The following is a 21,032-nucleotide window of genomic DNA, read 5'->3' as shown; positions in this document are numbered from 1 at the left end:
TAACGTCACTGCCCAGTCCCGTCGCCCTTAGCGGCGAACATCACACGTCCGGCCGTGCGGGGCCGGCTCGGTGCCTCGGCCCCTCCGGCGTTCGAGCGGAGCGGGGTCCGGAGGGGCGGAAGGGGAGATCACGGCGGAGCCGTGGACCCCCGCGGGGTCAGGACCGGGGTCGGTACGGGGTGCGACCCCGGCCCCTCGCCGGTGATCACCCCGAACAGCGTCCGCGCCACCTCCGCCCCGAACCCGTGCACATCGTGGCTCATCGCCGACAGCGTCGGATGCGTCAGCCGGCACAGCTGCGAGTCGTCCCACGCCAGCAGCGACACGTCGTCCGGCACCCGCAGCCCCATCTCCGCCGCCACCGACAGCCCCGCCACCGCCATGATGTCGTTGTCGTACACGATCGCCGTCGGCCGCTCGCCCGGCGCGGCCGTCAGCAGCGAGCGCGTGGCCCGCGCGCCCGCGTCCCCGGAGAAGTCCGTCGCCACCTGCCACGCCCGCGCGGGCCGCTCCAGCGCCCGCACCGCCGCGTCGAACGCGGTCGTACGGATCGAGGTGTGCCCGAGCGCCGCCGCGCCGCCCACCCGGGCGATCCGCCGGTGCCCCAGCGCCGCCAGATAGCGCACCGCCTCCGTCACGGCCGTGGCGTCGTCCGTCCACACGGACGTCAGCCCGCCCGTCAGCGCCGGGTGCCCGACGGCCACCACCGGCAGCCCGAGCCGCCCGGCCACCGCCGGACGCGGGTCGTCGGCGCGGAAGTCCACCAGGATCGACCCGCCGATCTGCCGCCCCCGCCACCACGACTCCATCAGCCCGACCTCCTCCTCCGGGCTGCGCACCAGCCGCAGCAGCAGCGAGCAGGACCGCTCGACCAGGACGCTCTCCACCCCGGAGATGAACTCCATGTAGAAGGGCTCCAGGCCGAGCAGCCGGGCGGGCCGGCACACGGCCAGCCCCACCACGTCCACCCGCGACCCGGCCAGGGTCCGCGCGGTCGAGCTCGGGGCCCAGCCCAGCTCCCGCGCCGCCCGGAAGATCCGGTCCCGGGTCGCCTCCGACAGTCCGGGCTTGCGGTTGAAGGCGAGGGACACGGCCCCCTTGGACACGCCGGCGCGCGCGGCGACGTCCTTGATGGTGACGCGGGGGGTCGGCGTTGCCGTCATCGAGTGGGCTCCACGCAGTACAGGGCGGAACGGGCGGTGTCCGGGTCGGGAGTCTTCCAGCCCCGCACCCCGATGGTCACCTCTTCCCCGGGCAGCAGCGTCACCAGCCCCCGGTCCGCCCGCGCGTCCGGGTCCAGCCGGTCGGCCTGGAGCAGCAGGTCCCGGACCAGCGTGCGGGCCGTCACCGTGATCCCGTCCGGGACGAGCGCGACCTCGAACTCGGGCCGAGGGTAAGGCACTTCGCGGTCCGGCGCGGGGAAGTGCAGTGCCCGCAGTCCCTCCGCGTCGGCGACCAGGAACTCCCCGGGGCCGGTGGGCACCAGCTCCGCCGGGACCCCGATCCCGGCCACCGCCCGGCCCCGGGCGGCCAGGACCGGCGCCGCCTCCCCGATCACCGTGCCCCCGACGGACATCCGGCGCAGCCGCAGCGTGCCGTGCCAGTCCTCGGCCGCCTGGTTGACCGCCGCCACCAGCAGGCCGTCCCCGTCGGCGCGCACGGTCAGCAGCCGGTCCGCGTACAGCCGCCGCAGCTCGTGGTAGAGCGGCTTCTCCCGCCCGTCCCCGTCGATCGCGGCCCACGAGGTCACCGGCCAGCAGTCGTTGAGCTGCCACACCACGGTGCCCGCGCACACCGGCCAGTGCGAGCGCCAGTGCTCGATCCCGGCGGCGACCGCCCGCGCCTGGTTGAGCTGCGTCAGATAGTGCCAGCGGTCGAAGTCGCCCTCGGGCAGGGCGAAGTGGCGGGCCAGCCCGCGCTCCAGCTTGCCGTTGCCGTCGTCGGCCTTCTGGTGGTGCAGCACACCGGGGGAGTCCGGCGCGAAATTCTCCCCGGGCAGCGCGCGGCGCAGTGTGGCGTACGCGGGTGGCGCCTGCCAGCCGAACTCGGCCACGAAACGGGGCACGTCGAGCCGGTAGTCGGCGTAGTCGGCGCGGTTCCACACCTCCCAGGAGTGGTGCGTGCCGTGCGCCGGGTCGTTCGGGTGGTGCCGCCAGGACCCGGACCAGGGGCTGCCCGCCGTGTACGGCCGGGTCGGGTCCAGCTCGGCGACCACGCGCGGCAGGACGCCCAGGTAGTAGCCTTCGCCCCAGGAGTCCCCGGCCAGCGACGGCTCCCACTCCCAGTCCCGGAACCCCCACAGGTTCTCGTTGTTGCCGTTCCACAGCACCAGCGAGGGGTGCGGCATCAGCCGTACGACGTTCTCCCGGGCCTCCGCCTCCACCTCACCGCGCAGCGGCTGCTCCTCGGGGTAGGCCGCGCAGGCGAAGGGGAAGTCCTGCCAGACCAGCAGCCCCAGCTCGTCGCAGGCGTCGTAGAAGTCCTCGCTCTCGTAGATCCCGCCGCCCCACACGCGGACCAGGTCCACGCCGGCGCCGGCCGCCTGTTCCAGCCGCCGCCGGTAGCGGTCCCGGGTGATCCGGGAGGGGAAGACGTCGTCGGGGATCCAGTTGACGCCCCGCGCGAACAGCCGCTCGCCGTTGACGGCCAGGGTGAAGCCGGTCCCGTGCGCGTCGGCCGAGGTGTCCAGCTCCACCGTCCGGAACCCGGTCCGGCGCCGCCACACGTCCAGCGCGTCCGCACCCCGCAGCAGCGTCAACTCCACCTCGTACAGCGGCTGTTCACCGTACCCCCGGGGCCACCACAGCCGTACGTCCGGCACTTCGAGCCGTACGGTGCCCCGCGTCCCGTCGATCCGCGCGCGGGCGCGCACGCCGCCGACGCTCGCCTCGACGGTGAGCGGCGCCCCGGCCCGGGAGCGCTCCACGTCGACGGCCAGCTCGACCCGCCCCACGCCGTCCTCGACGGTGACCAGCGGGCGCACCCGGGAGATCCGGGCCGTCGACCAGCGCTCCAGCCGCACCGGCCGCCAGATCCCGGCCGTCACCAGCGTCGGCCCCCAGTCCCAGCCGAACGAGCAGGCCATCTTGCGCACGTACTGGTAGGGCTCGGCGTAGGCGCCGGGCCGCTCGCCCACCGTGCCGCGCACCGCCTCGGCCTCGGTGTAGGCGGAGGCGAACCGTACCGTGAGCCGCCCGCTCAGCCCGGTCACGTCGAAGCGGTACGAGCGGTGCATGTTCCGCGTCCGGCCCAGCGGCCGGCCGTCGAGCAGGACCTCGGCGACGGTGTCGAGCCCGTCGAAGACGAGGTCCGTCCGCTCGTGCGCGCCCGGCGCGGCCGTCAGCTCCGTCTCGTACGTCCAGTCCCGCCGGCCCACCCACGCCACCTCGGCCTCGTTGCGGCCGAGGAAGGGGTCGGGGATCAGCCCGGCCGCCAGCAGGTCGGTGTGCACGCACCCCGGCACCGAGGCGGGGAGGCCGTCCCCCGTGCCGTCGGGGTGTCGCAGGATCCATCCGTCGGTGAGCGGTGTGACCTGACGCATGCACACTCCCTAAACCGGTTGAGCCCGCTCTGGGCAACGTTTTGGCATCGTTGGCGCAATTGAGACTTTACCGGTTCAGTAAGGGGCTGCCAGAGTGCCGAACCAGCCAACCAGTCGTGCTCGTCCGCCCCGTGAACGGAGCTGGTGCACATGAACCGACGCAAGGCACTCGCCGGATCGATCGCCGTCCTCGCCCTCCTGGCCTCGGCCTGCACGGGCACGGGAGGCTCCGCGAAGGGCGCGGACGCGAAGGCGCCCGACGACCCGTCCGCGGTCAAGGGGTCCATCACGGTGCTGACCCACCGGACCGACCTGGTGCAGGACGGGACGATGGAGAAGTACGCCGCCGAGTTCAACCGGACCCACCCCGGCGTGAAGGTCGAGTTCGACGCCCTCACCGACTACGAGGGCGAGGTCAAGATCCGTATGAACACGGAGAACTACGGCGACGTCCTGATGATCCCCGCGGTGATCGAGAAGAAGGACTACCCGAGGTTCTTCGCCTCCCTGGGCAGCGAGGCGGAACGCGCTGCCCGGTACCGCTTCACCGACTACGCCACCGTCGACGGCAAGGTCTACGGCCAGAGCCCGATCGGCGTCGTCCCGGGGTTCCTCTACAACAAGAAGGTGTGGAGCGAGGCCGGCGTCACCGACTGGCCCACCACCCCGGCCGAGTTCCTCGACGACTTGCGGGCGATCCGGTCGAAGACCGACGCGGTGCCGTACTACACCAACTTCAAGGACATGTGGCCACTGACCCAGTGGACCAACGTCAACGGCTCCGTCGGCTGCGACACCGGGGCCACCACCGCGCTGGCCGAGGGCGACCCGTGGGCCGAGGGCGCCGACCTGCGCGTGGGCGACACCCTCCTCCACGACATCGTGCGCGGCGGCCTCGCGGAGAAGGACCCCACCACCACCAACTGGGAGGCGTCCAAGCCGAAGCTGGCCAAGGGCGAGATCGCCACCATGTGGCTGGGCTCCTGGGCCGTCGTCCAGATGCGGGCCGCCGCCGAGCAGGCCGGCACCGACCCCGCCGACATCGCCTTCATGCCCTTCCCCGCGCGGAAGGACGGCGCCTTCTGCGCGGTGACCTCACCGGACTACCAGCAGGCCGTCAACGTCCACTCCGACCACAAGGAGGCGGCCCGCGCCTGGATCGACTGGTTCACCGACAAGTCCGGCTACGCGGCGGCCAACCTCGCCCTGTCCCCGCTGAAGGACGCCCCGCTGCCCGACGTGCTGAAGCCGTACGAGGAGCGGGGCGTGAAGCTCATCGACCTCGACGACACCAAGGGCGGCGAGGTCAAGACCATCGACAACCAGTCCGAGGTGGGCATCTACAAGCCCGACTACCGCCAGGAACTCGTCGACCTGGCCCGCGGCGCGCGCGAGGGCGGCCTCGACGACTTCTTCGACGACCTCGGCGAGCGGTGGGCCGAGGCGCGCGACTCCCTGGGGTCCTGATGGCGGACACCACCCGCGAGGCGGCGCGGCCGGTCCCCCCGGCCGCGCCCGCCGGGCCGAAGCGCGCGGCCCCCGCCCCGCGCGGCCCCCGGCTGTCCCGCCGCCTGACCCCGTGGCTGTTCCTCGTCGCCCCACTGGCCCTGCTCCTGACCTTCACCTACGCGCCGATCGCCAACATGATCGCGTACAGCTTCACCGACTGGGACGGCGTCAGCCCCGAACTGAGCTACACGGGTACCGGGAACTACACCGAACTCCTCACCCGCTCCGAGCTGTTCGAGGTGTTCCTCGTCAGCGGCTACTACCTCGTCGCCTCCGTGGTGCAGATCGTCCTCGCCCTCTACTTCGCCACGGTCCTGAGCTTCGACGTGCGCTTCCGTCATTTCTTCAAGGGCGTGCTGTTCTTCCCCTACCTGATCAACGGGGTGGCGATCGGCTTCGTCTTCCTCTACTTCTTCCAGGACGGCGGCACCCTCGACTCCGTGCTCGGCCTCTTCGGCGCCGACACCGACCACGCCTGGCTGGGCACGCCGTTCTCCGCGAACACCTCGCTCGCCGGCGTCTCCGTCTGGCGCTACCTGGGCCTGAACTTCGTCCTGTTCCTCGGCGCCATCCAGTCCATCCCGGGCGAGCTGTACGAGGCGGCCGAGATCGACGGCGCCAGCCGCTGGCACCAGTTCCGGCACATCATCGCGCCCGGCATCAAGCCCGTACTGAGCCTGAGCGTCATCCTGTCCGTCTCCGGCTCGCTGTCGGTGTTCGAGATCCCGTACATCATGACCGGCGGCGCCACCGGCACCGAGACGTTCGTCATCCAGACGGTGAAGCTGGCCTTCCAGTTCAACAAGACCGGGCTCGCCTCGGCCGCCGCCGTCGTGCTGCTGCTGATCGTGCTGGCGGTCACCTGGGTGCAGCGGCGCATCGTCCCCGACGAGAAGGTGGACCTCGTATGACCCGCCGCACCCTGGCCCGCACCCTGGTGTACCTGTCGCTGGCCCTGGCCACCCTGGTGGTGCTGCTGCCGCTCGCCGTGGTCCTGCTGACCTCGCTGAAGTCCCCGCAGGAGATGGCGGACGGCAGCGGGGCGCTCGCCCTCCCCGACGACCCGCTGAACCTCGACAACTACGTGACCGCGTTCCGCGACGGCGAGATGCTGTCCGCCTTCGGCAACACGGCGGTCGTCCTGATCGCCGCCGTCGGCGGCACGATCCTCATCGGCTCGATGACCGCGTACGCGATCGACCGCTTCCACTTCCGCTTCCGGAAGCTGGTCGTCGCCGCGTTCCTGCTCGCCGCGCTGGTGCCCGGGGTGACCACCCAGGTGGCGACCTTCCAGATCGTCAACAGCTTCGGCCTGTTCGACAGCCTGTGGGCGCCGATCGCGCTCTACATGGGCACCGACATCGTGTCGATCTACATCTTCCTGCAGTTCATCCGCTCCATCCCGGTCTCCCTGGACGAGGCGGCCCGGCTGGACGGCGCGAACGCCTTCACCGTCTACCGCAAGGTGATCCTCCCGCTGCTCAAGCCGGCGATCGCGACGGTGGTGATCGTGAAGGGGATCAACGTCTACAACGACTTCTACATCCCCTTCCTCTACATGCCCTCCGAGGATCTTGGCGTGATCTCGACGTCCCTGTTCCGCTTCAAGGGCCCCTTCGGAGCGCACTGGGAGACGATCTCGGCGGGCGCGATCCTGGTCATCCTGCCCACCCTGGTCGTCTTCCTCTTCCTCCAGCGCTTCATCTACAACGGCTTCATGAGGGGGGCGACGAAATGAGGGACCGGCCAGGAGGACACCCGCCGTACGGCGAGGGACCCTAGGAGGCCCCCGCCGAAGCGGCCAGCGCGGCGACCAGCACCGGCGTGACCTGCTCGACCTGCCACGCCCGGGCCCCGTGCCCCGTCAGCGCCGCGGCGACCGTCTCCGCGCTGACGACCTTCGGCGGCTCCCAGCACACGCGCCGCACGGTGTCCGGCGTGATCAGGTTCTCCTGCGGCAGGTTCAGCCGCTCGGCCAGGGCGCTCACGCCCGCCCGGGCCGCGGACAGCCGTGCCGCGGCCTCCGGGTCCTTGTCGGCCCACGCGCGCGGCGGCGGGGGGCCCGTCACCGGCTGGCCGGGCTGGGGCAGCTGGGACTCGCTCAGCGCCCTGGCCCGGTCGACGGCCGCCTGCCACTGCTCCAGCTGACGGCGCCCCACGCGCTGCCCGAAGGAGTTCAGCGCGGCCAGCGCGTGGACGGTGGCGGGCAGGGCGAGCGCGGCCTCCACGATGGCCGCGTCCGAGAGCACCTTGCCGGGGGAGACGTCCCGGCGCTGGGCGATCCGGTCGCGGGTCTGCCACAGCTCCCGGACGACCGCCATCTGCCGGCGCCGGCGCACCTTGTGCATGCCGGAGGTGCGGCGCCAGGGGTCCTTGCGGGGCTCCGGCGGCGGCGCCGAGGCGATCGCGTCGAACTCCTGCCGGGCCCACTCCAGCTTGCCCTGCCGGTCAAGCTCCTTCTCCAGCGCGTCCCGCAGGTCGACGAGCAGTTCGACGTCGAGGGCGGCGTAGCGCAGCCAGGGCTCGGGCAGCGGGCGGGTGGACCAGTCGACGGCGGAGTGGCCCTTCTCCAGGACGAAGCCGAGCACGTTCTCGACCATCGCGCCGAGGCCGACCCGGGGGAACCCGGCCAGGCGGCCGGCCAGCTCGGTGTCGAAGAGGCGGCTGGGCACCATGCCTATCTCGCGCAGACAGGGCAGGTCCTGGGTGGCGGCGTGCAGCACCCACTCGGTGCCGGACAGCGCCTCGCCCAGACCGGACAGGTCGGGGCAGGCGACCGGGTCGATCAGCGCGGTGCCCGCGCCCTCGCGGCGCAGCTGGACGAGGTAGGCGCGCTGGCCGTAGCGGTAGCCGGAGGCACGCTCGGCGTCCACGGCGACGGGCCCGCTGCCCGCGGCGAAGGCGGCGGTCACCTCGGCGAGGGCCGCCTCGTCCGCGACCACGGGCGGAATGCCCTCGCGGGGTTCGAGCAAGGGGATCGGCGCCTCGGTAGCAGACAATCCGTCGTCGTCCGGAGGGGCGCCTCCGGTGGTTCGCAGGGAACTGTCTGCTGCGGTGTCGTGGGCGTCGGTCACCTGTCAAGGGTATCCGTGCCGCGAAGGCGCCCGTCGACGGAACGTTCCGTTGACGGGCGCCGGGAGGTCGTATTCCGGTCAGGACGGTGAAAGGCCGGGGTGGTGAATCTGTCGTAAGGGTGAACGGGGGTGGGGGGAGGTCAGTGGATGATGCCCGTGCGCAGGGCCACGGCCACCATGCCGGCCCGGTCGCCGGTGCCGAGCTTGCGGGCGATGCGGGCGAGGTGGCTCTTGACGGTCAGGGCGGACAGGCCCATCGAGACGCCGATCGCCTTGTTCGACTGGCCCTCCGCCACCAGTCGCAGCACCTCGACCTCGCGGCCGGACAGTTCGCGGTAGCCACCCGGGTGGCTCGGAGCACCCGGGGGACGGCGGTGCAGGCGCGCGGCGGCGGCGCCGATGGGGGCGGCACCGGGTCGGGTGGGGAGCCCGAGGTTGGTGCGGGTGCCGGTGACGACGTAGCCCTTCACTCCGCCGGCGAGGGCGTTGCGCACGGCGCCGATGTCGTCGGCGGCGGACAGGGCGAGGCCGTTGGGCCAGCCGGCGGCTCGGGTCTCCGACAGGAGGGTGAGGCCGGAACCGTCCGGGAGATGGACTTCGGCGACGCAGATGTCGCGGGGGTTGCCGATGCGGGGACGAGCCTCCGCGACGGACGAGGCCTCGATCACGTCGCGTACACCGAGCGCCCACAGGTGGCGGGTGACGGTGGAGCGGACGCGGGGGTCGGCCACGACCACCATGGCGGTCGGCTTGTTCGGGCGGTAGGCGACCAGGCTTGCGGGCTGCTCGAGGAGAACGGACACCAGGCCTCCTGGGGTGCGGGACGGGGCCGGCTCGTGGGGGGTGACGCCGGGACGAACCGTGCTTTCAAGGTCACAGTCGTCTTCGGCATCAAACCTGGAGTCCTTTAGGAAATGATCACGATCTGGTGAGTAACAATCCGGGCAATTCGGACGCGCGATCGATCATTCGAAGACCGAACGGTTTCGGTCTGCGTCGCAACCCTTACGAAAGTGGCCGTATCGACAAAGAGATCGATACCGGTGCCTGCCGGGCGTCCCGAGCGGAAGGGCTCAGCGCGACTGCGGTCCCCTGCGCTGCGGCAGCGTCACCACCGACGCGTCCCCGGGAGCGGCCGGCGGCAGCCCCGCGACCTGCGCCAGCAGATCGGACCAGGCGAGCAGATGCGCGGCCGTGTCCGGAACCCCGCCCAGGCCCTCCCGGGGCGTCCACGAGGCACGGATCTCGATCTGCGAGGCCGGGGGCCGGGCGGACAGCCCGCCGAAGTAGTGGGAGCTCGCCCGGGTCACCGTGCCGCTCGGCTCCCCGTACGTCAGGCCGCGCGCCGAGAGCGCGCCGGTCAGCCAGGACCAGCACACGTCCGGCAGCAGCGGATCCGCCGCCATCTCCGGCTCCAGCTCCGCGCGCACCAGCGTCACCAGCCGGAAGGCACCCTGCCAGCCCTCGTGCCCGGCCGGGTCGTACAGCAGCACCAGCCGGCCGTCGGCCAGGTCCTCCTCGCCGTCGACGACCGCCGCCTCCATCGCGTACGCGTACGGCGCGAGCCGCTTCGGCGCGGGGGCCGGATCCACCTCGATCTGCGGGCGCAGCCGCGCGCCGCGCAGCGCCTCGACAGCGGCCCGGAAGGGCGGCGGAGGCGCGCCCCCGTGCCCCGCTTCCCCCTCGTTCCCCTTCGGTTCGTCCATATCGCCAGCGCCGTCCGTCAGTCGTCCCTGAGCCGCAGCCATGCGGGGAAGATTAAGCGGAACGGGCCGCGGGCGCAGGGAGGGACACCCGCCCCGGCCCGCGGTGTCCGGATCCCGCACCGGGCCCCGTGCGCACGGGTGCCCTGAGGTCCCTGGGCGCGCACGGGTCGTGCGAGACTTGCCGACGTGAGTGCCAACGCGAGCCCGACGGGCCACACCCCGACAGCGACCTCCCACCCCGTCAAGGACGACGCGGTCAGGGATTCGGCCTTCCTCAAGGCGTGCCGGCGCGAACCCGTGCCGCACACCCCGGTGTGGTTCATGCGGCAGGCCGGGCGCTCGCTGCCGGAGTACCGCAAGGTGCGCGAGGGCATCGGGATGCTCGACTCCTGCATGCGCCCCGACCTGGTCACCGAGATCACGCTCCAGCCGGTGCGCCGTCACCACGTGGACGCGGCGATCTTCTTCAGCGACATCGTCGTCCCGCTCAAGGCGATCGGCGTCGACCTCGACATCAAGCCCGGCGTCGGCCCGGTCGTCGAGCGGCCGGTCCGCACCCGCGCCGACCTCGACCGGCTGCGCGACCTGACCCCCGAGGACGTCCCCTACGTCACCGAGGCCATCGGGATGCTCACCCGGGAACTCGGCCCCACCCCGCTGATCGGCTTCGCGGGCGCCCCGTTCACCCTCGCCAGCTACCTCGTCGAGGGCGGCCCGTCCCGCACGTACGAGAACGCCAAGGCGATGATGTACGGCGACCCCGGGCTCTGGGCCGACCTGCTCGACCGCCTCGCCGAGATCACGGCCGCCTTCCTGAAGGTGCAGATCGCGGCCGGCGCCTCGGCGGTCCAGCTCTTCGACTCCTGGGCCGGCGCGCTCGCCCCGGCCGACTACCGGCGCTCGGTGCTGCCCGCCTCGGCGAAGGTGTTCCGCGCGGTGGCGGACCACGGCGTCCCGCGCATCCACTTCGGCGTCGGCACCGGTGAACTCCTGGGCCCGATGGGCGAGGCCGGCGCGGACGTCGTGGGCGTCGACTGGCGCGTCCCGCTGGACGAGGCCGCCCGCCGCGTCGGCCCCGGCAAGGCGCTCCAGGGCAACCTGGACCCGACCGTGCTGTTCGCCGGCCACGAGGCCGTCGAGACGAAGGCGCGGGAGGTCCTGGACTCGGCGGCCGGCCTGGAGGGCCACGTCTTCAACCTCGGCCACGGCGTCATGCCGTCCACCGACCCGGACGCCCTGACCCGTCTCGTGGAGTACGTCCACACGCAGACCGCGCGCTGACCGGGGCGGGGCCCGGCGGGGAGGAGCCGGGGCGCGGACGCCGGGCGCCGGGCATACGCTGACCATGAGGTCACTCCCGTGCACGGGCAGGTGGAGGCCGCATGAGGCTGGAGATGTTCGACCCTGCTCCGATCGGTGTCATCCTCACCGAGGGACCGGAGCACCGGCTCGCCTACACCAACGAGGTCTACCGCAAGACGTTCGGCGACCGGCCGCTCGGCCGGACCGTGCGCGAGGCCTTTCCCGACCTCGTGCAGGCCGGCTACCTCGACATCCTGGACCGGGTCTACACCACGGGCAGGGCGGAGGTGCTCACCGGGGCACCCATCGACCTGGACTTCGCCGACTCCCCTGGCGGGGGCACGCGGTACTTCTCGTTCAGCTTCTCGCGTGCCACGACGAGCGACGGCCGGCAGGGAGTGCTGGGCGTGATCGTGGAGGTCACCGAGCAGGTGACCGGCGCGCAGCGCATCCGAGTGCTGTCCGAGGAGCGCCGCCGCGCCCTGCTGCGCTACCGCAGCCTGGTCAGCGCCGGGTCGCAGGTGGTGTGGGTGACCGGCCCCAAGGGCGGGGTCACCGAGCCGAGCCCCGGCTGGCAGCGCGTGACCGGGCAGAGCTGGGAGGAGTTCCGCGGCGACGGATACCTCGACGCCATCCACCCGGACGACCGTGCCGGGGCCGCCGAGGCGTGGCAGCGGGCCCTGGCCGAGCAGGCACCCCGCACCTGACCTACGACACCTACCGGCTGCGCACGGCCTCCGGCGAGTACCGGCACTTCGCCGTCGAGGCCGCGCCCGTCCGCGACGGGGACACGGTGATCGAATGGGTGGGCACCTGCACCGACATCGAGCAGGAGTGGCAGGAGGCCCGCCAGGAGGAGCTGCTGGCCCGCGCGAGCGCCGCGACGGCCGACATCGTGCGCCTGGACGAGATGCTGGCCGCCCTCGCGGAGGTGATCGTCCCCGAGATCGCCGACAACTGCACGATCTACCTGCTGCCGCAGGCCCTGCACCGCCTGCCCGGCACCGCGCTCACCGCCGACCGGGTCGCCGCCGCCCACCGCGACGGGCTGCCCGACCTGCCCGTGCACCACGAGGAGCACCTGGAGTCCGGCAGCCCGCTCGCCCGCGCCGCCGACGGGCGCCGCCCGGTCCACGCCGTCTTCCCGCCCGGCTCACCGCCGCCCGACCTCGCCCCGCCCGGCAGCGCCCCCTGGCTGGCCGAGGGCGCCAACAGCGTCGTACTGTTCCCCGTCGTCGTGGACGGCACCACCGCCGCCCTCGTCACCGCCTCCGTCTGCGGCGACCGCACCCCGCTGGGCCCGGCCGACATCAGCCTGCTGCGGATGGTGCTGCAGAGGTCGCACACCCCGCTGCGCAACGCCCTGGAGTACCAGCGCACCCGGCAAGTGGCACTGGCCCTCCAGCGCAGCCTGCTCACCGAACCGCCGCGCGTGCCCGACCTCGGCATCGCCGTGCGCTACCGCCCCAGCAGCGCGGCCGCCGAGGTGGGCGGCGACTGGTACGACGCCTTCGAGCTGCGCGACGGGGCCCTCGCCCTCACCATCGGCGACGTCTCCGGCCACGACCTGCCCGCCGCCGTCACCATGAGCCAGCTGCGCAACATGCTCCGCGGGCTGACCCTGGACCGCCAGGAACCCACCGGCACCATCCTGCGCCGCCTCGACGTCGCCGTGCAGACCCTCTACCTGGAGTGCACCGTCACCTGCGTCCTGGGCCGGGTCGAACGCCCGGGGCCCGGCCGCTTCCAGCTCACCTACTCCGTCGCCGGCCACCCGCCGCCCCTGCTGGTCGGGACGGACGGCACGGCGCGCTTCCTGTACGACGCCCGCTCGCCCCTGCTGGGCCTCGTCCCCGAGCCCGAGTACGGCAGCGCCACCGAACCGCTGCCGGCCGGTTCGACCCTGCTGCTCTACACCGACGGACTCGTCGAGCGCCGCGGGGAGGACCTGACCGTGGGTCTGGAACGGCTGCGCCGTGAGGCGTCGGGTGCCGTCCGGCTCCCCCTGGAGGACTTCTGCGACCGGCTGCTCGACAACCTGCTGACCACCGTCGGTGACGACGACGTGGCCCTGGTCGCCGTGCGGGTCCCCGAGGACGTCGGCGGCCCCGGGTCCGGTACCGGCCCGCACTGAGCCGCGGCCGGGGGTGCGGTCCGTCAGGGGCGTGCCGGGAAGAGGGCGTCGACGAGGGGCGGGGCCGACGCCGCCTCGGCCGCGTCCGGGAGGTCCTCCGAGGCGTCGGCGGCACTGTGGGTGCTGATCTTGGTGGCCGTGTCGGCGAGCGTGCGGCGCGGCTGCGGGGCGGTGGTCGCGGTGCCGATGTGCAGCCAGCCGAGCAGGTGCTCGGACGCGGCGAGGCCGTGGAAACGCCGGATCCGGGGGTGCTGGAGGGTGGTGCCGGTGCGCCAGATGCTGGCGAAGCCACGGGTGTGCAGCAGCAGCTGGAGGTTGTTGGTCATGGCGCTGGTGGCGGCGAGCTGTTCCCAGGTGGGCACCTTGTGGTGCGGGGTGGGGGTGAAGACCAGGGTCGCCACGAGGGGGGCGGGCGGGGACGCGGCGGCCGGGGTGGCGGTCGTGGGGGAGGTGGCGCGCTTCAGGCGGCGGGCGAGGTGGGTGAGCTGGGCGGCCTGGTCGTCGCGGAGCAGGATCCAGCGCCAGGGGTGGAGCCGGCCGTGGTCGGGGGCGGTCGCGGCGATCTTGAGGAGATAGGCGAACTCGTCGTCCGGAGGCGCGGGCCGGGTGAGGTGGTGGGTGCTGCGGCGGGTGAGCATCGCGGTGATGACGTCCATGGAGGGGTCTCCCTGGGGAAGTGGCCGCTGGGTGGGTGAGGTGTGCGCGCAGGGGGCGTACGGAGGGGGAGGGGCGTGAGGATGCGCCCCGTCGCGGGTGCCGGCGGGGCGCAGGGGGGAGCCGGGAGCCCGGCGGGACGGGGCTTCGGGGGCGGGCTGCTTCAGGGCGTTCGGGGCGTTCCGGGTGCCCGGGTGTTCCGGGTGTCCGTGTGTTCCGGGTGTCCGGGCGGGCTACTTCAGGCCGTTGATGATGGCGAGCGTCTTCTCGATCTCGTGGGGGAAGTTGACGATGCCGGCGGACAGGCGCGCGTGGCTGACGGCGTACGGGGTGCCGCTGGCGACGACCCGGCGCTCGCGCAGGATGCGGACGACCTCCTTGGGCGTGTGGCCCTGCACGTCGAAGCAGACGAAGCCGGCCGAGTGCTCCGAGCGGACCGGCGTGTGCAGGGTGACGTGCGGCATCCGGGCCAGGCCCTGCTTGAGCGCGCCGTTCAGCTCCGCGATGCGGTCGTGGATACGGCGGCGGCCGATCCGCTGGATGAACCGGAACGCCTCGATCACGGCCCACTGGTGCTCGTAGGCGAAGAAGCCGCCGGGGCTGATCCAGGAGGCCTGCGTGGGGCCGTTCGGCGGGCGGTTCTGGCGCCAGGCGTCCTGTGGCTCCTTGGTCATGATGCTCGGAATGGTGGGCGTGAGCAGTGCCCAGTTCTCGGGCTTGGCCCACACCAGGCCGGTGCCGTGCGGGCCGAGGATCCACTTGTGGGTGCCGGCGGCGAAGAAGTCGCAGCCCATCGCGGCGACCTCCTCGTCGACGGCACCGAAGCCGTGGACCCCGTCGACGACGAGCAGCAGCCGGTCGGCGTCGTCCCGCTGCCGGTTGACGTCCCGCACGACGTCGGCGATCTGCCGGATCGGCAGCCGCACCCCCGTTCCGGAGTGCACCCAGGTGACACCGAGGACCCGGGTGTGTGGGCGGATCGCGGCACGGATGCGGGCCACGGCCTCCTCGGGGCGGTAGCGGAACGACGACTCGTACAGCGGGATCTTCCGGGTGCTGCCGCCCGACCGCAGCGCCGCGAGCCGGATCGACTCGTGGTGCGGATAGAACTCGTGGGTGGTGGTGAGGATCTCCTGGCCCGGCCGCAGGGTCAGGCCGTTGTAGATGAGCGCCAGCCCCATGGTCGTACTGCTGGTCAGGGCGATCTCCTCGGGGCGGCCGCCCACGTACTCGGCCGCCGCCGCGCACACGTCCCGCCAGATCATGTCCTCCTCGCGGCCGAACATGTTGTCGTCGAGGAAGTTGTACGGGTTCTCGTCGAAGCCGCGGCGGTAGCGGGCGAGGGCCTCGCGCACCGGGGCCGGCATCGACGCGAAGAAGAAGTTCGACAGATGCGCGTAACTGGGGTCCAGCAGGAACTGGGCGCGTACGGACCTCCAGTCGTGCGGGTCGAAGGGCCGGGCCGCGGCGTCGCTCACGGGGGCGGCCGAGGCCTGGGGGGCGCCGAGCGCGAGAGAGGATGCGGCGACGCCGGACCCGGCGAGAATGGCGCGTCGTGAAAGGGGCACGGTTCTCCTCCGATAAACGGGGTGCGATAAGCCGTCGTTCACTATGTGGAGGGCAATCGGGGCTGTCAAGGGAACGGCCGCCCGTGCGGTTTCCCGTTTTTCGACTGTGGATTTTCCTCGGTCGAAAAACGCTTCCCGAGTTCCCATGCCTCCGCTAGTGGGCGCTTGACCTGCGCGTTTGTCGTTCGAGCCGTCCTTTTCCGTTTCCCTTCTTCTCTTTCTTGACGGTGTGTCCGGTCCGCTGAATCATGAATTCGCCGCCCCAAGAATCCGTATGTCGTGGACCAAAAGAGAGTTCCTGGAGTTCTGGATGAATCAAGTGGGAGCGCCCATGGATGCGACCGCGGTGCCGGGCCCGGGTACCTCCGCCCGCGGCCCCGGCACGGAGGCCGACCCGGAGATCGTCGCGGACCTGGCCGTCGTGGGCGCGGGGCCCGCCGGTCTCTACGCCGCCTCCTGCGCGGGGTTCCGCGGCCTGTCGACCGTGCTGGTGGACGCGCTGGCCGAACCCGGCGGGCAGATCGCGGCGCTCTACCCGGAGAAGCGGATCTACGACGTGGCGGGCCGGGCCGCGGTCCGGGGCCGCGAGCTGGTCGGCGAACTCGTCGCCCAGGCCGCCGCGTTCGACCCCGTGTGGCTGCTGGGCCGTACCGCCACCACCCTGACGCCCGGCGACCGGGGCGGCTGGCTCGTCGGACTGGACGACGACGGACGCGGCGCACCCCGTGCCGGCCGGTCCTCGCGCGCCGCCCGGATACGGGCCGGTGCCGTACTCGTCACCGCCGGTCTCGGCCGGCCCACCCCCCGCTCCCTCCCCGCGCTGCGGCCCTTCGAGGGGCGCGGGGTGGCGTACCACGTGCCGCGCCTGGAGGAGCACCGCGGCCGGGACGTGGTGGTCGTCGGCGGCGGGGACAGCGCCGTCGACTGGGCGCTGGCCCTCGCGCCGCTCGCCGCGTCGGTCACGGTGGTCCACCGCAGACGGGCCTTCCGCGCCCACGAGTACAGCGTCAAGCAGATGTACGCCTCCGGTGTGCGGGTGCTGACGGACACCCAGGTGACGCGACTCCACGGCACGGACCGCGTCCAGCAGGTCACCGTCGAGGACCGCGACGGGCAGGTCACCGTGCTGCCCGCCCAGGCGGTGGTCGCCGCGCTGGGCTTCGCCACCAGCCTCGGCCCGCTCGCCGGCTGGGGCCTGGCCACCGAGGACCGGCTCATCGCCGTCGACCGGGCGATGCGGACCAGCCTGCCCGGCGTCTACGCCGCCGGGGACATCTGCACCTACGAGGGCCGGGTCCCGCTGATCTCCGTCGGCTTCGGCGAGGCGGCCACCGCCGCCAACCACGCCGCCGTCGCCCTGCGGCCGGGCGCCCGCCTCGCCCCGGAACACTCCACCGACCGCGAACCCACGCCCCCGGCCGAGCCCGTCGCACCCCACGGGCCCGCCGCCCCCACCCCGGAGCCGTCGGCATGACCCTTCGCCAACTGACCATCCTCCCGGCGGATCGTGTGGTCCTGCTGCCCGACGCCTCCCCCCTCACCGAGGTCGAGTACGAGACCGACCAGCGGCTCATCCCCTTCGGCTGCCGCTCCGGGTCCTGCGGCGCCTGTGTCGTGGAGGTCCTCCAGGGCGGCCCGGCCCTCGGCGAGCCCGACGACGACGAACTCGACTTCCTCGACGACCTCGGCCTGAGCGGCGGCGCCCACCGCCTCGCCTGCCAGTGCCGGCTCCGCGGCGACGTGACCGTACGCGTCGTCGACCAGATCTGACGGCCCGGCTCCCGGCACACCCCGCCACGCGGAGCCGGACGCCGCCCCTCCGGGACGCCCGCGCCCCACGGCGTCCCGCCCCGAAGACTCCCGCGCCGCACCCGGCCGCGGGCATCCCAACGAGAGAGGCAACCCCCATCATGCGCAACCGCGTCACCAACGCCGGATACGGGGACCGCACCCCGTTCCTCACCGCGTCCGCCTCCGCCAAGCTGCGCGCCGAGATCGACGAGCAGCTCGACCAGCAGGTCCTGGAGTGGTACGCCAACGTGCCCGAGGCGGCTCACCTCGAAGGCAGGAAGGTCGACTCCGCGTACTACAAGCGGAACCTGATCGAGACGGCCTGGCGCATCCGTCTCCTGCGCGTCGCCGAGGCCAAGGCCCTGGTGGAGATCGCCAAGCGCAGCCCGGAGTCGGCCCAGGTGTGGGCCAACTACGAGCAGGAGGAGATGCTCCACGACGAGCTGTTCATCACCGACCTGGAGAAGGTCGGCGTCACCCGTGAGCAGTTCCTCGCCACCGAGCCGTACCTGTCGACCAAGCTGCTCGCCGGCTACTTCTCCTTCCTCCTCGACCACGAGGGCCCCCTCGGCGTCGTCGCGTACTCGTACCTGGTCGAGTACGTCAACGTGAAGCTGGAGCCGAAGAAGCTCCAGGCGCTGAAGGACTCCGTCGGCGAGAGCAACATCGGCGGCCAGATCAACCACTCCCACACCGACATCAACGACGACCACCCCGGCGAGGTCTGGGCGGCCGTGCGGCACCTGCTGCGCAGCGACGACGACATCGAGGCGTTCAAGCGCTACCTGCGCGAACACCAGCAGATCCTCGCGATGTACTTCGAGGAGCTGTACCTCGACACCCTCGCCAAGGCCGACCAGCCCGCCTGACCCCCGACCGACTGCGCGGGGCGCGGCACCCGGCCGCGCCCCGCGCCCGCCCGGTGAGGAGGCCGGACTTTGAGCATGGAAAACGCCAGGGGAGTGCTGCTGTTGAGCCATGTGGGGTTCTCCTTCATGGAAGACCTCGCCTCCGCCGTCACCGCGCGCGGTCTGGAGATCTACGTACTCAGCTCACTGCCCGAGGAAGAGCACCGGGCCGCGCGGCCCGGGCAACTGGCGGACCTCGCCGACGACGTCCGCGTCACCGCCGCGCACGTCCTGACCCCCGACGACGTCGAGTCCTACCTCGACCATCTGCACCGCACCGGCCGCGACGTCGCCTGCTGCCTCACCGTCTGGGAGGGCTACCGCCCCCTGATGGCGCTGGCCAACGCCCGCCTCGGCGTGCCCGACCTGGACGAGAAGCAGGCCCTCGCCCTGCGCGACAAGCTCACCCTGCGCAACCGTCTCGCCGACGCCGGCCTCAGCAACGCCCGCGCCCGCGCCCTCACCCCCGACACCCTCGCCGCACACCAGCGGGGCGACGGCCGCTACTTCGTCAAACCCGTGAGCGGCATCGCCTCCTTCGGCACCTTCCCGCTCACCCCCGACACCACCTGGACCGACCTCGAGGCACTCGCCGCCGAGGCCCGCGCCGACACGGTCTACGCCAGCGCCCTCACCAGCGCGGAGCACGGCACCCCGGACGTCCGGTTCCTCGTGGAGGACTACGTTCCCGGCCGGGAGTGCAGCTTCGAGGTCCTGGCCGTCGACGGCGTCCCCCATGTCGTCGCCGTCCACGAGAAGTGCGAGGTCACCGAGACCGCGGGCGCCGTCCTGGAGAACGCCTGCGTCAGCCCCCCGGTCGGCCTCACCACCGGGCAGATCGCCGACGGCCTCACCTGGGTGCGGCGCGTCTTCGACCTCCTCGGCCTCGACTGGGGCTGCTTCCACATCGAGGCCCGCCACACCCCCGAGCACGGCTGGGACCTCATCGAGGTCAACCCCCGCGTCGGCGGCAGCCTGATCTCCCCGAGCGTCGCCGAACTCACCGGCGGCACGGGCCTGCTCGCCCTCTGGCTCGACCTGCTGCTCGCCGCCCGCCGCCCGGCCCACTTCACCCGCTTCCTCGCCGGGCTGTCGTACACGGCCGACGGCACCCCGCCGAGCCCGAACGCCACGTACTTCCGGGTCTTCTTCGCCGACCCCGGCACGCTGCGGCACGTGGCCCCGAACGACCGGCTCCCGCTGGCGCCGGTCCTCACCCAGATCTTCCTGCACGCGGGCGACGTGGTCGCGCACTCCGCCCGCGAGGTGTTCCTCGGCCAGGTGCTGTGGCGGATGGACCTGGCGGACCGGGACGACGTCCTGGCCCGTCTGGTGCCCGCCTCCGCGCACGCGATCGAGACCGCCTACGAGCCCGCGCCCGGGACGGAGCAGCGATGAGTCACCTCACCCCCACGCCCCCCTCGTACGACACCTTCACGCCGACGCCGTACGCCACCCCGTACGAGAATCCCGGCCCCACCCCGGACGACAGGGCCGCCCCCGCCGGCGCCGCCCCCCTCTTCCTGATCGTCGACTACAACCTGAGCCGTATCGACGAGGTCAGGCACCTGGCCGAGCGCGCCCGCGCGCGGCACGGCGCGCGTGTCGTGCTGATCCGGGCGGAGCCGGGGGACACGGACCGGGCCGTCGCCGACGAGGTGATCGACCTGGACCCGCTGCGGCCCGACTTCGCGGTGATGGGGGAGAAGCTGCTCACCGCCCGCCGCGACCGCATCCGGGCGGGCATCGTCTTCTCCGACAACGCCGTGCACAGCGGCGCGGACCTCCTGCACCGCCTCGGGGTGCCGGTCGACGCGCCGCACCTCGCCGAGGGCGCCTTCTCCAAGTACCACTACCGCCTCGCCGAGTCCCTCGCCTCCGAACTGCTGCGCGCGCAGGGCGTGATGACGCCCGCCTTCACCCGGATCGCCTCCCTGGACCAGCTGCGGCGGTTCGCCGCGGAGCACCCGGCGGGATTCGTCGTCAAACCGTCCGCCGAGGGCAACAACCGGGGCGTGGTCGCGGTCCGCCCCGGCGACGACCTGACCGCCGCGTTCGCCGAGGTGCTGCCCTATCTGGACGGCGGTGTGATCTGTGAGGAACTCATCCCGCACGCCCGCGAGTTCTCCTTCGACGGTCTCGGGGACCTGGAGTTCCTCACCGAGAAGGTCAGCGCCACCGGCCGCTACCCCGTGGAGATCGCCCAGGTCCTTCCCGCCGCGCTCGCACCCCACGAGGAAGCCACCCTGAAGCGCGCCGGACGCCTGGCCAACCTGCTGGTCGGCCAGTGCCACGGCCCCTTCCACAACGAGATCAAGCTCAGCGACGACGGCCGTGAGGCGGCCGTCGTGGAACCCAACCGCCGCCCCGCCGGCATGCGGATCTGGGCCCTGGCCCGCTGGGTCTACGGCATCGACCTGCACCACCTGTGGGTCGACACCGCCTTCGGCGGCACCGCCCTGCCCGACCGGCTCACCCCCGGCTGCGAGGCGGCCACCGTGATGCTGGGCGTCTCCCACGACGTGTCCTTCAGCCCCGCCGACGTACCCCCCGGCGCCGACCCCTTCGCCGACGCCGTCGCCGCCACCGCCGCACACCTCGGACTCGGCGAGGGCGAACTCACCGTCACGGAGTTCTCCTGGCTGGCACCCGGCCGCCGCGAGCTGCACGCCGTCGCCCGCGACAACGCCGACTTCGCCGCCCAGGGCTGCGTCGTCCTGCGCTCGCCCCGGACCGGCATCCGCCCCGTCGTCCACGCGCTGCGCGAGGCCTGGACCCACGCCCTGGACCGGGTGCTCGCCGTTCCCGCTCCCGCCCGGAAGGCCCGGTGAAAATCGGTGAACAT

Annotated in this window: 18 protein-coding genes; 11 read left to right on the top strand and 7 right to left on the bottom strand. The window is 72.7% G+C overall.

The features are described from left to right. Positions 1–128: 128 nt before the first annotated feature. Both FHX78_RS06945 and FHX78_RS06940 read right to left on the bottom strand, forming a co-directional pair. Entirely contained in the window at positions 129–1,163 is a 1,035-nt protein-coding gene (locus FHX78_RS06945) for a LacI family DNA-binding transcriptional regulator (protein WP_145866587.1), read from the bottom strand. Next, positions 1,160–3,541: a glycoside hydrolase family 2 protein gene (locus tag FHX78_RS06940; RefSeq protein ID WP_145866586.1), complete on the bottom strand. Its 2,382-nt coding sequence runs from the start codon at positions 3,539–3,541 to the stop codon at positions 1,160–1,162. The genes FHX78_RS06945 and FHX78_RS06940 overlap by 4 nt, the downstream gene beginning before the upstream one ends. A 150-nt stretch (positions 3,542–3,691) precedes the next feature. Here FHX78_RS06940 and FHX78_RS06935 point away from each other — a divergent pair, with 150 nt between their 5' ends. From FHX78_RS06935 to FHX78_RS06925, 3 genes are read left to right on the top strand one after another with little or no spacing between them, the layout of a single operon-like run. Continuing rightward, positions 3,692–5,008 (top strand): ABC transporter substrate-binding protein, encoded by a 1,317-nt coding sequence (locus tag FHX78_RS06935; protein ID WP_145866585.1) that lies wholly within the window; start codon positions 3,692–3,694, stop codon positions 5,006–5,008. After that, positions 5,008–5,961, top strand: coding sequence for a carbohydrate ABC transporter permease (locus FHX78_RS06930; RefSeq protein WP_145866584.1), 954 nt, complete (start codon positions 5,008–5,010; stop codon positions 5,959–5,961). The genes FHX78_RS06935 and FHX78_RS06930 overlap by 1 nt, the downstream gene beginning before the upstream one ends. Beyond that, entirely contained in the window at positions 5,958–6,788 is an 831-nt protein-coding gene (locus FHX78_RS06925; RefSeq protein ID WP_145866583.1) for a carbohydrate ABC transporter permease, read from the top strand. Before FHX78_RS06930 ends, FHX78_RS06925 begins: the two co-directional genes overlap by 4 nt. A 40-nt stretch (positions 6,789–6,828) precedes the next feature. On the opposite strand, the gene FHX78_RS06920 is transcribed toward FHX78_RS06925, so the two are convergent. From FHX78_RS06920 to FHX78_RS06910, 3 genes are all read right to left on the bottom strand, one after another. Further along, on the bottom strand, positions 6,829–8,124 hold the full coding sequence (locus FHX78_RS06920) for a ribonuclease D (protein WP_145866582.1): 1,296 nt from the start codon (positions 8,122–8,124) through the stop codon (positions 6,829–6,831). 140 nt (positions 8,125–8,264) lie between these two features. Next, positions 8,265–8,927, bottom strand: a complete 663-nt coding sequence (locus FHX78_RS06915) for a helix-turn-helix transcriptional regulator (RefSeq protein ID WP_004923664.1) — start codon at positions 8,925–8,927, stop codon at positions 8,265–8,267. 270 nt (positions 8,928–9,197) lie between these two features. After that, positions 9,198–9,830: a DUF3000 domain-containing protein gene (locus FHX78_RS06910; protein WP_229923954.1), complete on the bottom strand. Its 633-nt coding sequence runs from the start codon at positions 9,828–9,830 to the stop codon at positions 9,198–9,200. Between the two features lie 186 nt (positions 9,831–10,016). On the opposite strand from FHX78_RS06910, the gene hemE reads away from it, so the two are divergent. The 3 genes from hemE to FHX78_RS06900 all read left to right on the top strand — a co-directional run bounded on the left by hemE (position 10,017) and on the right by FHX78_RS06900 (position 13,266). Continuing rightward, positions 10,017–11,111: a uroporphyrinogen decarboxylase gene (hemE, locus tag FHX78_RS06905; RefSeq protein ID WP_145866580.1), complete on the top strand. Its 1,095-nt coding sequence runs from the start codon at positions 10,017–10,019 to the stop codon at positions 11,109–11,111. A gap of 101 nt (positions 11,112–11,212) precedes the next feature. Then, on the top strand, positions 11,213–11,839 hold the full coding sequence (locus FHX78_RS37340; protein ID WP_229923953.1) for a PAS domain-containing protein: 627 nt from the start codon (positions 11,213–11,215) through the stop codon (positions 11,837–11,839). Next, a complete protein-coding gene (locus FHX78_RS06900) occupies positions 11,800–13,266 on the top strand; it encodes a SpoIIE family protein phosphatase (RefSeq protein WP_229923952.1) in 1,467 nt (488 codons plus the stop codon). The genes FHX78_RS37340 and FHX78_RS06900 overlap by 40 nt, the downstream gene beginning before the upstream one ends. A gap of 23 nt (positions 13,267–13,289) precedes the next feature. Here FHX78_RS06900 and FHX78_RS06895 read toward each other — a convergent pair whose 3' ends face one another. Together FHX78_RS06895 and FHX78_RS06890 are read right to left on the bottom strand one after the other, a co-directional pair. Beyond that, a complete protein-coding gene (locus FHX78_RS06895) occupies positions 13,290–13,922 on the bottom strand; it encodes a nitroreductase family protein (protein WP_145866579.1) in 633 nt (210 codons plus the stop codon). A 231-nt stretch (positions 13,923–14,153) separates the two neighbouring features. Continuing rightward, positions 14,154–15,488, bottom strand: a complete 1,335-nt coding sequence (locus tag FHX78_RS06890; RefSeq protein ID WP_229923951.1) for an aminotransferase class V-fold PLP-dependent enzyme — start codon at positions 15,486–15,488, stop codon at positions 14,154–14,156. 331 nt (positions 15,489–15,819) lie between these two features. Between FHX78_RS06890 and FHX78_RS06885 the strand changes: the two genes are divergently transcribed. From FHX78_RS06885 to FHX78_RS06865, 5 genes are all read left to right on the top strand, one after another. Beyond that, entirely contained in the window at positions 15,820–16,962 is a 1,143-nt protein-coding gene (locus tag FHX78_RS06885) for an NAD(P)/FAD-dependent oxidoreductase (RefSeq protein ID WP_145866578.1), read from the top strand. Next, positions 16,959–17,258: a 2Fe-2S iron-sulfur cluster-binding protein gene (locus FHX78_RS06880; RefSeq protein ID WP_145866577.1), complete on the top strand. Its 300-nt coding sequence runs from the start codon at positions 16,959–16,961 to the stop codon at positions 17,256–17,258. The genes FHX78_RS06885 and FHX78_RS06880 overlap by 4 nt, the downstream gene beginning before the upstream one ends. 140 nt (positions 17,259–17,398) lie before the next feature. After that, positions 17,399–18,148, top strand: a complete 750-nt coding sequence (locus FHX78_RS06875) for a hypothetical protein (protein ID WP_145866576.1) — start codon at positions 17,399–17,401, stop codon at positions 18,146–18,148. A 75-nt stretch (positions 18,149–18,223) separates the two neighbouring features. Then, complete coding sequence (locus FHX78_RS06870) at positions 18,224–19,585, top strand: ATP-grasp domain-containing protein (protein WP_229923972.1); 1,362 nt, start codon at positions 18,224–18,226, stop codon at positions 19,583–19,585. Further along, positions 19,582–21,018 (top strand): ATP-grasp domain-containing protein, encoded by a 1,437-nt coding sequence (locus tag FHX78_RS06865; RefSeq protein ID WP_229923950.1) that lies wholly within the window; start codon positions 19,582–19,584, stop codon positions 21,016–21,018. The genes FHX78_RS06870 and FHX78_RS06865 overlap by 4 nt, the downstream gene beginning before the upstream one ends. The last annotated feature ends 14 nt before the right edge of the window (positions 21,019–21,032 follow it).

It is taken from the genome of Streptomyces capillispiralis (genome assembly GCF_007829875.1).
GTDB lineage: Bacteria > Actinomycetota > Actinomycetes > Streptomycetales > Streptomycetaceae > Streptomyces > Streptomyces capillispiralis.
This window is presented reverse-complemented; position numbering and strand designations above follow the sequence as displayed.

Excerpts from the sequence above, each read along its gene's own strand:
- FHX78_RS06940 (WP_145866586.1), bottom strand. The coding sequence starts at position 3,541 with ATGCGTCAGGTCACACCGCTCACCGACGGATGGATCCTGCGACACCCC.
- FHX78_RS06875 (WP_145866576.1), top strand. The coding sequence starts at position 17,399 with ATGCGCAACCGCGTCACCAACGCCGGATACGGGGACCGCACCCCGTTC.
- FHX78_RS06895 (WP_145866579.1), bottom strand. The coding sequence starts at position 13,922 with ATGGACGTCATCACCGCGATGCTCACCCGCCGCAGCACCCACCACCTC.
- FHX78_RS06885 (WP_145866578.1), top strand. The coding sequence starts at position 15,820 with ATGGATGCGACCGCGGTGCCGGGCCCGGGTACCTCCGCCCGCGGCCCC.
- FHX78_RS06880 (WP_145866577.1), top strand. The coding sequence starts at position 16,959 with ATGACCCTTCGCCAACTGACCATCCTCCCGGCGGATCGTGTGGTCCTG.
- FHX78_RS06925 (WP_145866583.1), top strand. The coding sequence starts at position 5,958 with ATGACCCGCCGCACCCTGGCCCGCACCCTGGTGTACCTGTCGCTGGCC.
- FHX78_RS37340 (WP_229923953.1), top strand. The coding sequence starts at position 11,213 with ATGAGGCTGGAGATGTTCGACCCTGCTCCGATCGGTGTCATCCTCACC.
- FHX78_RS06930 (WP_145866584.1), top strand. The coding sequence starts at position 5,008 with ATGGCGGACACCACCCGCGAGGCGGCGCGGCCGGTCCCCCCGGCCGCG.
- FHX78_RS06870 (WP_229923972.1), top strand. The coding sequence starts at position 18,224 with ATGGAAAACGCCAGGGGAGTGCTGCTGTTGAGCCATGTGGGGTTCTCC.
- FHX78_RS06945 (WP_145866587.1), bottom strand. The coding sequence starts at position 1,163 with ATGACGGCAACGCCGACCCCCCGCGTCACCATCAAGGACGTCGCCGCG.
- FHX78_RS06910 (WP_229923954.1), bottom strand. The coding sequence starts at position 9,830 with ATGGACGAACCGAAGGGGAACGAGGGGGAAGCGGGGCACGGGGGCGCG.
- FHX78_RS06935 (WP_145866585.1), top strand. The coding sequence starts at position 3,692 with ATGAACCGACGCAAGGCACTCGCCGGATCGATCGCCGTCCTCGCCCTC.
- FHX78_RS06865 (WP_229923950.1), top strand. The coding sequence starts at position 19,582 with ATGAGTCACCTCACCCCCACGCCCCCCTCGTACGACACCTTCACGCCG.